13 protein-coding genes, 1 tRNA gene, 1 other RNA gene and 1 pseudogene are annotated in these 12375 nt (G+C 74.4%); 10 read left to right on the top strand and 6 right to left on the bottom strand.

Going from position 1 to position 12375, the window contains the following annotated elements; translation table 11 throughout:
• Positions 1–76: 76 nt before the first annotated feature.
• Both ACZ5DC_RS36590 and ffs read right to left on the bottom strand, forming a co-directional pair.
• Complete coding sequence (locus ACZ5DC_RS36590; protein ID WP_468660113.1) at positions 77–2353, bottom strand: DNA polymerase III subunit gamma and tau; 2277 nt, start codon at positions 2351–2353, stop codon at positions 77–79.
• A gap of 68 nt (positions 2354–2421) precedes the next feature.
• An RNA gene (gene ffs, locus ACZ5DC_RS36585) (signal recognition particle sRNA small type) lies at positions 2422–2518 on the bottom strand.
• A gap of 119 nt (positions 2519–2637) precedes the next feature.
• Between ffs and ACZ5DC_RS36580 the strand changes: the two genes are divergently transcribed.
• Positions 2638–2725 (top strand) — tRNA-Ser (locus ACZ5DC_RS36580).
• A 164-nt stretch (positions 2726–2889) separates the two neighbouring features.
• Positions 2890–3357, top strand: a complete 468-nt coding sequence (locus tag ACZ5DC_RS36575) for a hypothetical protein (protein ID WP_468660111.1) — start codon at positions 2890–2892, stop codon at positions 3355–3357.
• A 19-nt stretch (positions 3358–3376) separates the two neighbouring features.
• Here ACZ5DC_RS36575 and ACZ5DC_RS36570 read toward each other — a convergent pair whose 3' ends face one another.
• Positions 3377–5134, bottom strand: coding sequence for a copper resistance CopC/CopD family protein (locus ACZ5DC_RS36570; RefSeq protein ID WP_468660109.1), 1758 nt, complete (start codon positions 5132–5134; stop codon positions 3377–3379).
• Between the two features lie 190 nt (positions 5135–5324).
• Positions 5325–5438: pseudogene (locus ACZ5DC_RS36565) on the bottom strand (SDR family oxidoreductase); the annotation flags it as partial.
• Positions 5439–5533: 95 nt separating this feature from the next.
• On the opposite strand from ACZ5DC_RS36565, the gene ACZ5DC_RS36560 reads away from it, so the two are divergent.
• From ACZ5DC_RS36560 to ACZ5DC_RS36545, 4 genes are all read left to right on the top strand, one after another.
• Complete coding sequence (locus ACZ5DC_RS36560; RefSeq protein WP_468660107.1) at positions 5534–6127, top strand: HhH-GPD-type base excision DNA repair protein; 594 nt, start codon at positions 5534–5536, stop codon at positions 6125–6127.
• 232 nt (positions 6128–6359) lie between these two features.
• Complete coding sequence (locus ACZ5DC_RS36555; RefSeq protein WP_468660105.1) at positions 6360–7055, top strand: HdeD family acid-resistance protein; 696 nt, start codon at positions 6360–6362, stop codon at positions 7053–7055.
• A gap of 130 nt (positions 7056–7185) precedes the next feature.
• Positions 7186–7506: a hypothetical protein gene (locus ACZ5DC_RS36550; protein WP_468660103.1), complete on the top strand. Its 321-nt coding sequence runs from the start codon at positions 7186–7188 to the stop codon at positions 7504–7506.
• A 55-nt stretch (positions 7507–7561) separates the two neighbouring features.
• The gene (locus ACZ5DC_RS36545; protein ID WP_366752684.1) at positions 7562–7687 is read left to right on the top strand and encodes a hypothetical protein; all 126 of its coding nucleotides are present in this window, start codon (positions 7562–7564) and stop codon (positions 7685–7687) included.
• A gap of 20 nt (positions 7688–7707) precedes the next feature.
• Here the strand turns inward: ACZ5DC_RS36545 and ACZ5DC_RS36540 are convergent, their stop codons facing one another.
• Positions 7708–9270, bottom strand: coding sequence for a helicase HerA-like domain-containing protein (locus ACZ5DC_RS36540; RefSeq protein WP_468660100.1), 1563 nt, complete (start codon positions 9268–9270; stop codon positions 7708–7710).
• Between the two features lie 113 nt (positions 9271–9383).
• Here ACZ5DC_RS36540 and ACZ5DC_RS36535 point away from each other — a divergent pair, with 113 nt between their 5' ends.
• Both ACZ5DC_RS36535 and ACZ5DC_RS36530 read left to right on the top strand, forming a co-directional pair.
• Positions 9384–9680: a type II toxin-antitoxin system VapB family antitoxin gene (locus ACZ5DC_RS36535; protein WP_004943146.1), complete on the top strand. Its 297-nt coding sequence runs from the start codon at positions 9384–9386 to the stop codon at positions 9678–9680.
• 108 nt (positions 9681–9788) lie between these two features.
• Complete coding sequence (locus ACZ5DC_RS36530; RefSeq protein WP_468660098.1) at positions 9789–10427, top strand: LytR C-terminal domain-containing protein; 639 nt, start codon at positions 9789–9791, stop codon at positions 10425–10427.
• Positions 10428–10521: 94 nt separating this feature from the next.
• On the opposite strand, the gene upp is transcribed toward ACZ5DC_RS36530, so the two are convergent.
• Positions 10522–11157, bottom strand: coding sequence for a uracil phosphoribosyltransferase (gene upp / locus ACZ5DC_RS36525; protein WP_171154866.1), 636 nt, complete (start codon positions 11155–11157; stop codon positions 10522–10524).
• Between the two features lie 95 nt (positions 11158–11252).
• On the opposite strand from upp, the gene ACZ5DC_RS36520 reads away from it, so the two are divergent.
• Both ACZ5DC_RS36520 and ACZ5DC_RS36515 read left to right on the top strand, forming a co-directional pair.
• Positions 11253–11498 carry a hypothetical protein gene (locus tag ACZ5DC_RS36520; protein WP_103817753.1) on the top strand — a complete coding sequence of 82 codons (246 nt, stop codon included), beginning with the start codon at positions 11253–11255 and terminating at the stop codon, positions 11496–11498.
• Between the two features lie 298 nt (positions 11499–11796).
• The gene (locus ACZ5DC_RS36515; RefSeq protein WP_468660207.1) at positions 11797–12333 is read left to right on the top strand and encodes a tRNA adenosine deaminase-associated protein; all 537 of its coding nucleotides are present in this window, start codon (positions 11797–11799) and stop codon (positions 12331–12333) included.
• Positions 12334–12375 lie beyond the last annotated feature (42 nt).

Raw genomic sequence — 12375 nt, 5'->3', positions numbered from 1 at the left:
GAAGACCGGGCGCCGGGTTTGTTGGACTTTCCTCCAAAGCGGACCGGTCCCCGGCCGTTTCCCGTGCGCGCGGCCCTCACTCGTTGGAGAACTCCTCGACCACCGTGGCCCCCAGCTCCCGCACGATCAGCTCGTGGCCCGAGAGCGCCGACTCGTCGAGGTCCGGGTCGTCGTCCTCCGGGATGTCGTCCTCGGGGGAGACGGGCGGCGGCTCGGGCGCGGTGGCGGGCCGGGGCGCAGGGGCGGGCGCGGCGGGGGTGCTGTGCGGGGCGGCGGATGGCTGCGGGGACGGCTGGGAGGCTCCGGGGCGGGGTGCGGCCGGGGCGCCGTAGCCACCGCCGCCGGGGGAGCCGCCGGGGCCTCCGGCGGGAGGGCCGCCGTAGCCGCCGCCTCCGCCGTAGCCGCCCGCGACCGGTGGGGCGGAGCCGCCGCCCGACGGCTCGACGACCGCCTCGATCTTCCACTGCACGTTGAACTGCTCGGCCAGCGCCTGCCGCAGCACGTCCTCGCTGCCGCTGCCGGAGAAGTTGTCACGCGCGCCCGCGTTCAGGAACCCGAGCTGGAGGGTCGTGCCGTCGAAGCCGGTCACCTGGGCGTTCTGGCTGAGCAGGATCCAGGTGAAGCGGCGGCGGTTCTTGACGGCCTCCAGGATGTTCGGCCAGAGCGCGCGCGGGTCGAGGCCGCCTGTGGGGGCGGCCGGGGCGGAAGCCTGGGGCGCCGGGGCCGGGGCGGCCGGGGGCGCGGCCGGGGCCGGCTGGGGCTGGGCCGGGGCCGCGCGGCCGGGGCCCTGTCCCTGCCCGGCGCCCTGGCCCGGCCCCTGTCCGGCGCCCGGAGCGGTGGCCGTGGGCCAGCCACCGGGGCGCCGGCCACCGCCGGCGGGGGCTGCGGTGGGCCAGGCACCGGGAGCGGGGGCGGCGGGCGCGGCCGGAGCCGGGGCGGCGGGAGCCTGGGCGGCGGGAGCGGGCGCAGGGGCGGGAGCGGGAGCGGGGGGCGCGGGCGCCGTGGCCGCCGGAGCGACCGGAACCTGCTCACCCGGTCCGGCCGGTCCCGGGGCCCGGACCGCCGCGCGAGCCGCCGCCGGCCCTCCGCCGGGCGGCACGGGCGAGCCACCGGCACCCGGTGCGAGGGCGCCGGCGTGGGCCTCGGGGCCGGGGACGTACCCCATGGCCGGCGCACCCGCGCCGGCGGAGAAGCCGATGCCGCGCTCCAGGCGGTCGAGCCGCGCCATCACGGACCGCTGGTCGCCGTAGGCGGCGGGCAGCAGGACGCGGGCGCAGATCAGTTCCAGCTGGAGGCGGGGCGAGGTGGCGCCGCGCATCTCGGTCAGGCCCTCGTTGACCAGGTCGGCGGCGCGGCTCAGCTCGGCGGCGCCGAACGTCTCGGCCTGGGCCTGCATCCGCTCCAGGACGTCGGCCGGGGCGTCGAACAGCCCCTTCTCCGCGGCGTCGGGCACGGCGGCGAGGATCACCAGGTCCCGCAGCCGCTCCAGCAGGTCGGCGACGAAGCGGCGCGGGTCGTTGCCACCCTCGATGACCCGGTCGACCACCTCGAAGGCGGCGGCTCCGTCACCGGTGGCGAAGGCCTCGACGACGGAGTCGAGCAGGGAGCCGTCGGTGTAGCCGAGGAGGGAGGTGGCCATGGCGTACGTCACACCGTCCGCTCCGGCGCCGGCGAGGAGCTGGTCCATGACGGACATGGAGTCACGCACGGAGCCGGCGCCCGCGCGCACGACGAGCGGCAGTACGCCGTCCTCGACCGGGATGTCCTCCTTCTGGCACACCTCGCCGAGGTAGTCCCGCAGGGTTCCGGGCGGCACCAGCCGGAACGGGTAGTGATGGGTCCGCGAGCGGATGGTCCCGATGACCTTCTCGGGCTCGGTGGTCGCGAAGATGAACTTCAGGTGCTCGGGCGGCTCCTCGACGACCTTCAGCAGCGCGTTGAAACCGGCCGACGTGACCATGTGGGCCTCGTCGATGATGTAGATCTTGTACCGGCTGCTCGCGGGGCCGAAGAAGGCCTTCTCGCGCAGCTCACGGGCGTCGTCCACACCACCGTGAGAGGCCGCGTCGATCTCGATGACGTCGATCGATCCGGGTCCGTTGCGCGCGAGGTCGCGGCAGGACTGGCACTCGCCGCAGGGTGTCGGGGTGGGACCTTGCTCACAGTTCAGGCAGCGGGCCAGGATGCGCGCGCTGGTCGTCTTGCCGCATCCGCGCGGACCGCTGAACAGGTACGCGTGATTGACCCGGTTGTTCCGCAGCGCCTGCTGCAGCGGGTCGGTGACATGCTCCTGCCCGATGACCTCGGCAAAGGTCTCCGGGCGATAGCGGCGGTACAGCGCGAGAGACGACACGCATACGAGGTTAATGGCGCCCACTGACAACCGGCCCCGCCCCGGGATCCACGGCCGCGGGCCCGGAACGCAAGGGCCCCCCACGCACCCGCCAGAGCCGACCTACCCTTGCTGCCTTCCGGCCCTGGGGGAGTTCAGTCAGATAGCGCCGCGTGAGGGGCTGTGCCCCACAGTACCCGATGGCGGGCACCGGTCCGAACCCGGCCGGCCCCGCGACCCCACCCGGGGACGGCCTGCGGGAACGAGTTCGCGAGCACTCCCCTCGGTCATGTAATGTTTCCGGCGGAGGATTCGCCTAGAGGCCTAGGGCGCACGCTTGGAAAGCGTGTTGGGGGCAACCCCTCACGAGTTCGAATCTCGTATCCTCCGCCAGCCCAGAGGGCCGGACCGCGTCAGCGGTCCGGCCCTCTGGCGTATCCGGGTCTGTATCCCTATCCGCCTCCGGTCAGCGGATGCGACCTGTGGGGCGAAAGTGCACTGTGGTCACCGAGGTTCTTTCGCTGGAGGTGAGGGCCTTGGGGCCTTTGGTGCCTGTGGTGGCCGCTGCCGTGGCCCTGGTGGTGCCCGTGGTCTTCGTGGGCGGTACGGCGTCCGCGGTGTCGGCGCGGGTGCCGGCCTCCGCCGCGGCGAGCCCGTGCGCGTCCCAGGACGCGTATCCGCCGGGCGGCGGCACCAACCTGGGCGGGGCGCCCAACCGGTTCACGTTCGCGGGCACCCCGTACGCCGGCGCCCGCTTCGACGGGTGCGCCAACACGCTGCGGGTGTACTACGGCGGCTATTCCGGCCCGCGCTACTCCTACTACGAGGTCCGGTACACGTATCCGTCACGGCTCGGCTGGTACAGCTGGCAGCTGCGCATGGGCGAGTACCGGGTCGCCACGGTCGACGCGCCCGCGCGCGGTGACTGGAACTTCAAGGTCAGGGCGTGCGCCGGCGCCGTCGACGAGGCGGGGCCCGGCAGCTGCACCGGCTGGTCCCCGCAGCTCTTCCTGCACACCGCCTGACCCCGCCGGCCCCTCGCCCCTAGCGCGTCACCCGCACCGGTGCCGACACCGTCACCTGGTCCAGGTCCGACACGCGGACCGTCGCCTTCACCGTCCAGGTGCCGGGGAGGGGCACGGTGAAGGCGGGGGTGGACCAGTAGCCGCCGCGGTCGGTGAGCCGGGTGTCCAGGGGGCCCAGGCGCCGTGCCGGGAGCGTGAGGGTGACGCGCAGCTCGGGGACCGTGGCGAGGCCGCCGTCGGGGCCGTAGATCACCGCCTGGAGGGAGTTGGTGCCGACGCGGCCGGGGTCCAGGGTGATCTGGACCTTGCCGTGGCCGCCGGGGGCACCCGTGTCGAAGGGGATCGTGAGGACCGAGGCCGTCTGGACGCCCGTCGCGGCGGAGGGCGCGGACGGGGCGGACTCCGTCGCCGCTCGGCCCGGGACCGTGCTGGTCAGGAGCGTGGTCAGGGCCAGGACCAGCGCGGCCGCCACCGCCTCCAGAAGGACCGAGCGGCGCAGGAGGTGCAGGGGCGGGGCCGGGCGTGGTCCGGGCGGGGGTTCGGGGAGCGCGGGGCCCGTGGCCGGTTCGGGGACGCGGGCGCGGACGGCGGCCTGCGCCGGACGGGTCAGGCGGGCCGTCCAGGCGCGGGAGCAGGCCGCCGCGAGGAGCAGCGCGGTGACCGCCGCCAGCTTCGCCAGGAGCGTGCGGCCGTACGTCGTGCCGGTCAGCGCCTGCCAGGAGCCGAGGCCGCGCCAGGACTGGTAGACGCCGGTGAAGACCAGGACCGCCACCGACGTGAACGCCAGCCGGGAGAAGCGGGCCGGGACCGAGGCCGGCAGGGCGGTGGCCGTTCGCGGGGCGCGCCGCAGCGTCCAAAGGAGCGCGGCCAGGCCGCCCAGCCAGGCCGCCGTCGCCAGCAGGTGCAGGGTGGTGGAGACGATCGCCGCCGGGACCTGGATGCCCGCCGAGGCGTGGTCGGACGCCGACCAGGTCAGGGTCAGCGCGACGGCGAGGGCGGTGGCCGCGGCGAGGGTGGCGCGGCGCGGGAGCCTGACGCGGCGGGTCCTGAGGAGTGTCGCGGCGGCCGCGGCCAGGAGCAGCAGCGCGAGGCGGAGCAGCAGGAGCCGGCCGGGGCGGGTCGCCGCCGTGTGGGTGAGGGCGGAGAAGGAGAAGGCGGTCGCCGGGGAGGCGGCCTCCTCGTAGGGGGCGCGCAGGAGGTACACGGCGAGGGTGGAGGCGACGAGCGTCACCGCGGCGGCCAGGGCGGGGGCGCGCAGGTGGGCCGTCGTCGGCGGGCGGCAGTAGGCCACGAACGCGGCCGTGCCCAGGAGGAGTGCCAGGGAGAGGTAGGCGAGGTAGCGGGCGATGGTGTGCAGGGCCGTGGTGGCCCCGTTCTCCGCGCGCTCTTGGGGCAGGGCCGCCGGTGCCGCCGTGCGCTTGCCCACCGAGAAGGTGAGCGCGCCGGACACCGGGTGGCTGTCGGCCGACACCACCCGCCAGGCGACCGTGTATGTCCCGGTGGCGAGCCGGGCGGGGAGGGTGACGCGCGCGGTGTCGGAGCGGCCGGCGGCGTGGCCGGCGGGGCCGGTGCGCAGGCGCCGGTTCCCGGGGTCGTACACCCGGAAGGAGTCGGTCAGCAGGCCGACCGACTCGGTGAAGGTGAGGGTGACGTGACGGGGTGCGGTGCGCAGGAGGGTTCCGTCGGCGGGGTCCGTGGCGCGCAGGACGGCGTGCGCGGAGGCGGGCGTCGCCGTGCCGAGGAGGAGGGCGGGGAGGAGAGCGGGCAGGAGGAGCACGAGCAGGAACGTCCCTGCCGGGCGCCGCGACGGGCCGCGCCCTCCTCGCCGTCGCCGGTCGCCGTCCCGGGCCCGCACACGGCCTTCGCCGTGGGCTCCTTCGTCGTCCGCGTCGCGCAGCACCGTCAGCCTCCGTTCCCGCCCGTGCACCCGTGCCTCCCCCTAGGTACGGGGGGAACCGGCCGCGTGCTCACCAGGCCGGACGGGCCGTCACCCCGCCGTCCACCACCAGGTCGTGCCCGGTGATCCAGCTCGCGAGCGGGGAGGCGAGGAAGACGCAGGCGTCGGCCACGTCCTCGGGGCGGACGTCGGCGTCCGCGGCGACAGGCGGCCGGGGGCCACCGGGGGCCAGTGGCCGCCCGGCGGGCGGCACCGCCCCGCGCGCGGGACCATCGACGCATGGACGTCACCCTGCACCTCGCCCAGGACCCCGCGGCCGACGCGCTGCTCGGTCGCTCCGGGCTCGCCGCGCTGACCGGGATGCTGCTGGACCAGCAGATCCCCATGGAGTGGGCGTTCAAGGGACCCCGCACCATCGCCGACCGGCTCGGCACGGACGACCTCGACGCGCACGAGATCGCGGCGGCGGACCCCGAGGCCTTCGCCGCGCTGCTCGCCGAGAAGCCCGCGGTGCACCGCTACCCCGGCTCGATGGCGAAGCGGATCCAGCAGCTGTGCCAGTACCTCGTCGAGCACTACGACGGGGACGCGGAAGCGGTCTGGCGGGGCGTGGACAGCGGAGCCGCGCTGCTGCGGCGGCTGGAGGACCTGCCGGGCTTCGGCAAGCAGAAGGCACAGATCTTCCTGGCCCTGCTCGGCAAGCGGCTCGGCGTCGCGCCCGAGGGCTGGCGGGAGGCCGCCGGAGCCTACGGCGAACCGAAGTCCTTCCGCTCCGTCGCCGACATCACCGGCCCCGAGTCCCTGGCCAAGGTCCGGGCCCACAAACAGGAGATGAAGGCGGCGGCGAAGGCGGCCAAGGCGGCGAAGGGGTAAGCAACGTCCCCCGTCCGCCGCCCGGGACCGCGCACTCAGGGGCCGCGTCACCCTGTCCGACACCCGCGGCGGCACGCGCACGCATCCCTGCCGGTGGTGCCGCACCACATCGACGGAGACGGCGGCTCGACGGGCCCCTGGGGGCCGGCCGGCACCGCGCCGCCCCGTCCCCCCGTCACCCGTTCGGCCCACCCCGCTGGCCCCCGCCGCGCGGCCGGTCTCAGCATGGGGCATGAGCGAGGTACCGAGCACCGGTCCCGAGCGGGACCGGGCGTACGACGACCGGCATGTCCACGCGGGCGCTTCACCCGGCGGCCATCCCGCCGCCGCGGTACCCGGCACCCACCACGAACCGGAGCCGCCGTTCGAGGGCCCGCTGCACGCCCTGTCCCGGGCCGCCTGGCAGGTCGTCCTGCTCACCGGCGTCGGTTCCCTGGTGCTCGGTGTCCTGGTGCTGGTCTGGCCGGGCCCCTCCCTGGTGGCCGCCGGTGTGCTGTTCGGCCTCTACCTGCTGTACAGCGGGGTCCTCCAGCTGGTGTCCGCGTTCGGCACGCACCGGGCGACCTCGCTGCGCGTCCTCGCCTTCATCAGCGGCGCGCTGTCCATCCTGCTGGGCCTGTTCTGTTTCCGCGGGCCGATGCAGTCGATCCTGCTGCTCGCCCTGTGGATCGGCATCGGCTGGCTGTTCCGCGGCATCACCCAGACCCTGGCCGCCGTGCACGACTCCCGGATGCCCGCCCGGGGCTGGCAGATCTTCCTCGGGATCCTGACCTTCATCGCCGGGATCGTGCTCATCGACTCGCCGCTCGACTCCGTCGCCGTGCTGGCCCTCGTCAGCGGCATCTGGCTGGTCGCGGTGGGCATCGTGGAGATCGTGACCGCGTTCGGCATCCGCAGCCGGGCGCGCCACGTACCGCAGGCGGTGTGACCACCGGCGCCCGCGCCTGCTCGCGGGCCGGCCGCAGCGTGCGGCGCCGGTCGCCTCCCCCGTCACCCGGACGGGTGGATCTCGCCCCCGGCGTGCTGCGCTGTCCGCGCGCCGCGGGAAGAAAGCCGGTGTGAGCGGGAACAGGAGCACGCCCCGGGGCCGTACCTGGCTACGCGTCCTCGTGCTGCTCCTCGCCCTGTGGGTGCCCGGCGCGCATGTGCCGGTCCCGGCGGTGCCGGATCTCGCCGCGGCCGCCGAGACCGCCGAGCACGACGTCCTCGACACGGCCCTGCGGCCACCCGTCCGCGCGCTCCACCGGGCCGACGCGCCCGAGCGACTCGCGCCCCTGCCCTCCCCGGCGCCCGCTGTCCCGGCGGCCCGCCCGCGCCCCGCCGCGCCCCGGGCGCCGTACACCGCGCCCCTGCTGCGCACCGTGGTCCTGCGCTGCTGACAGACCCGCGTTCCCCGCGAGGTCAGTTCGGCTCGACGCAAGGAGCAGCACAGCCATGCCCAAGGATCCCTACGCGGTCCTGCGCGCCCTGCTGCGCGCGGAGGCCCGGCGCGGTACGGCGCCCCGGCCCGACCAGCGGACACCGGAACCCCAGCGGCCGCCCGAGGAACGGGACCGTTGACCGGCACCGGCGGGGGCGGGCTACCGTCTCCGCCGGGCGGTGCCGAAGAGGGAACGGGTGATCTCGCGGCCGAGCTGGGTGCCGACCGAACGGGCCAGCGACTTGAACATCCCGCTGCCGACGACCTGGTCGACCAGCGAGGGCTCCTCCTGGCGGGCACGCGCGGGAGCCGGCTCCGGCGGCGGTTCCGCCGGCCGGGCGGCGCTCAGCCTCTCGAACGCCGACTCGCGGTCCACAGCCTGTGCATAACGGTCGTGGAGCGAGGAGTCGCGGACCGCCCGGTCCAGTTCCCCCGGGTCCACCGGGCCCATCAGGGACCGCGGGGCGCGCAGCCGGGTCGCGGCGACCGGGGTGGGCGCGCCGGTCTCGCTGAGCACGGTCACCACGGCCTCGCCGGTGCCCAGCCCGGTGAGCAGTTCCTCCAGGTCGTACGCCGACCTCGGGAAGGTCTGCACGGTCGCCCGCAGGGCCTTGTGGTCGTCGGGGGTGAAGGCGCGCAGGGCGTGCTGGACGCGGTTGCCGAGCTGGCCGAGGACGTCGCCGGGCACGTCCTTGGGCGTCTGGGTGACGAAGAAGACGCCGACGCCCTTGGAGCGGATCAGGCGGACGGTCTGGGTGATCGACTCCAGGAACGCCCGGGACGCGTCGTCGAACAGCAGGTGCGCCTCGTCGAAGAAGAACACCAGCTCGGGCTTGTCGGCGTCGCCGATCTCGGGCAGGTCGTGGAAGAGGTCGGCGAGCAGCCACATCAGGAACGTCGAGAAGAGCAGCGGTTTGTCCTGGACCGCCGCGAGTTCCAGGACCGAGACGATGCCCCGCCCGTCCTCCGCCGTGCGCAGGAAGTCCGCCGTGCGGAACTCCGGCTCGCCGAAGAAGTCCGTCATGCCCTGCGCCTCGAAGGCCGTCAGGGAGCGCAGGATCACCCCGGCCGTGGCACCGGACAGGCCGCCGATGTCCTTGAGTTCGGCCCTGCCCTCGTCGGAGGTGAGGAAGGCGACGACCGCGCGCAGGTCCTTGAGGTCGATCAGCTCCAGGCCCTTGGTGTCGGCGTAGTGGAAGATCAGGCCGAGCGACTGCTCCTGGGTCTGGTTCAGCCGGAGCACCTTCGCCAGCAGCACGGGGCCGAAGCTGGTGACGGTGGCCCGCACGGGGATGCCGTGGCCGAGGCCGCCGAGCGCGAAGAACTCCGCCGGGAAGCCGGCCGGGGCCCACGCCTGGCCCACGTCGGCGGACCGCCTGCGCACCCGCTCGTTCGGCTGCCCCGGCCGGGCGATGCCGGACAGGTCGCCCTTGACGTCCGCGAGGAACACCGGCACGCCCTGCGCCGACAGCTGTTCGGCGATCAGCTGGAGCGTCTTGGTCTTGCCGGTGCCGGTGGCGCCCGCCACCAGTCCGTGCCGGTTGAGCACGGCCAGCGGGATGCGGACCGGTGCGTCGGCGCGACACGCCCCGTCCCACAGGAGGGCGCCGAGATCGAGCGCGGGGCCGGTGAAGGCGTAACCGGAGGCGATCTTCCGGGCCGCCTCGGGCAGTGCGGGCGCCCCCCGCGGGCCGGCGGGCGGCACGGTCTCGTTGTCACTCATCTCCGACCCCTGTCCCCGTAGTTACCCGTATGCCCGTTTTGATCCGTCTTTTCAAGCCTCGCACTCCGTCGCCATGGCTGCGCCCGGAACGTCTTGGCCGGTAGGCTTTCCGTGTGATCTTCAAGCGCATCGGAAACGGCCGGCCGTACCCCGACCACGGCCGGGAGAGCACCCGGCAGTGGGCGGACGTCGCGCCGCGCCCGGTCCGCCTCGATCAGCTCGTCACCACCAAGCAGCAGCTCGATCTGGAGACCCTGCTGGCGGAGGACTCGACGTTCTACGGCGACCTGTTCGCACACGTCGTGAAGTGGCAGGGCGACCTGTACCTGGAGGACGGCCTGCACCGCGCCGTCCGCGCCGCCCTCCAGCAGCGCCAGGTGCTGCACGCCCGCGTGCTCGAACTCGACTGACCCGGCACGACAGGGCCGTTGGCCCTTTCGGGTTCCCCTGGGCGGCACCGGGCGGCATCGACTGATCATCTGATAGGCATCGCCGCTCGCGCGCACTACGCTGCGCCCATGAGCATGCTGACTCCCCCCGGCATGGGCGGCCAGTACCGCATCACGGGGGACAAATACCCTCGGATGCGTCCGACCCGGCGACGCGGCAGGCTCGTGGCCGTCGTGGTGGCGTCCGCCGCCGCGCTCGGCCTGATCGGCTGGGGCACGCTCCAGCTCGTCGACGTCTTCAGCGGTGGCGGCGACAAGTACACGACGAGCGCGTCCACGACGGGCTGCCGGACCAGGACCGAAGCGGCCCCGGCGGCCCAGGCGCACGCCCTGCCCGAGCCCGGCCGGATCACCGTGAACGTCTACAACGCGACCAAGCGCCCGGGGCTCGCCAAGAGCACCGCGGACGAGCTGAAGAAACGCGGCTTCAAGATCGGCGACGTGGGCAACGCGTCGAAGCAGTACGACAAGAAGGTCAAGGGCGCCGGCATACTCCTCGGCTCCGCCGCCGCGCAGGACACCTCGCTGCGCGTCCTCGGCACCCAGCTCGCCGGCGCGGAGGCGCGCGCCGACATCCGCAAGGGGAGCGACGTCGACCTCGTCATCGGCGACGCCTTCAAGGGGCTGGCGCAGCCGGCGGCCGCGAAGCAGGCGCTGACGGCCCTGACCGCGCCGAAGCCGGCGGCTTCCCCGAAGAAGGGCTGCTGAGCGGCGCCCCGGAAAGGGGCGCGGAGCACCGCGCGAGAACCGCTCGCGCCCCCGCACCCCGGAACGGCGGCCGGGCTCCGCGGTGGGCGAGGACCTACTCCGCCGCCCCGTAGAGCCGGTCCCCCGCGTCCCCCAGCCCCGGCACGATGTACCCGAGCTCGTTCAGGTGGTCGTCGACAGCCGCCGTGACCACGGTGACCGGCGTCCCCGCCAGCTCCCGCTCCATGACCTCGACGCCCTCGGGCGCGGCCAGCAGGACCACCGCCGTGACGTCGTCGGCGCCGCGCTTGATCAGTTCCTGTATCGCCGCGACCAGCGTGCCGCCCGTGGCCAGCATCGGGTCGAGGACGTACACCTGGCGGCCCGAGAGGTCCTCCGGCATGCGCGAGGCGTACGTGGACGCCTGGAGCGTCTCCTCGTTGCGGATCATGCCCAGGAAGCCCACCTCGGCCGTCGGCAGCAGCCGGACCATGCCGTCCAGCATGCCGAGGCCGGCGCGCAGGATCGGCACCACCAGCGGGCGGGGACGGGCCAGCTTCACGCCGGTGGTCACCGCGACCGGCGTCCGGATGTCGACGGCCTCGGTGCGCACGTCCCGCGTGGCCTCGTAGGCGAGCAGGGTGACCAGTTCGTCGGCGAGCCGCCGGAAGGTCGCGGAGTCGGTGCGCTGGTCGCGCAGCGTGGTGAGCTTGTGGGCGACCAGGGGGTGGTCGACGACGTGGAGACGCATGTCCCTAACGGTACCTGCGCCCCGGGCCGCCCTCGCGCTGGCGTCAAACCGGCCAACCGGGGGAAGGTGGGAGGGACGGACTGGGGTGGTGTGACGTGTCTGACCTGCCTGACCTGCCCGCGGACGCCTCCGGGCCCACCGGCGACACGGCCGGCCCCGCTGCGCGGTCCGCGCGGACCGATTCCGACAAGCCCGAGAGCGAGAGCGAGCGCCGGCGCCGCCGAGCGCAGTTCCTGCGCGAACTCGCCGAGGCGCGCGCGCTGCGCGCCCGGGTCCAGCCTCGGCGCGCCAAGGCCGCACGGCTGCGCCACGCGATGCGCATGCGGACGTTCCGCTGGTAGTTCCGGGGCCCGTTCGCGGGACGCGGGGCCACGCTCGCGCCGGTGTCGGGGGCGGCCGTGCGTGAGCGCGGGGAAAAGCCGCGTACGATCCGCAGGTGGCGGCAATGAGCGCGCTGGTGAGCCGATCACGGATCCACGATCGAAACAGCCAGACACAGGGAGCCGAAGACGTCCCCTGGAGGCCTTCTTTCTGCCACGATTCCGAGTGGGTGGGGCTCGGAGCCCAGCTCTCTCCGCCCACGTACCTCCGCCGGGGGGACCCCCAACCGGCACGCCTATGACCAGTGGGAGAGTCACGGTGTACTTCGCCGCACTGCTCGCGCGCACCGAAGACGGGTGGGAAGCGAGCGACACAGAGCTCGACGATGTGGAGACCCTGTCGGATCTGGCCGACCTGGCCCGGGAAGCCTCTCCCGACGAGGACACGGTGCTCGTCCTGATCGAGCAGGAGGACGCCTGGTTCGGTGTCGTCCGCGTGGACGGCGAGGACGACCCTCGCATCTACGTCTCGGACGCCGCCGCCGCTCAGCGCAGCGCGTACGGGGAGCTGCTGCTCACCGACGAACTGCTCGGCCGGGAGCCCGGCGTGGACGACGGCCCGGACCTGGACTCCCTGGACCTCGACGGCACCGAGGACGGCGAGTCCGAGGACGAGGAGGACGAGGAGGAGGGCGCCGCCACCGACGCGGTGCCGCACAGCCCGGTGGGCGACAGCGAGATCCTGGACGACCTGGGCATCAGCGAGAAGGAACTGCGCGCCCTGGACGCCGACGACGCGCTGAACACCATCGCCGAGGCCCTGGGCGCCTCGGAGGTGCTGGAGACCGTCCGCTGACCACGTCGCAGCGCACGCAGGGCAGGCCGGACCCGGTGCGGG

The organism is Streptomyces sp. NPDC031445 (assembly GCF_055581365.1).
This window is presented reverse-complemented; position numbering and strand designations above follow the sequence as displayed.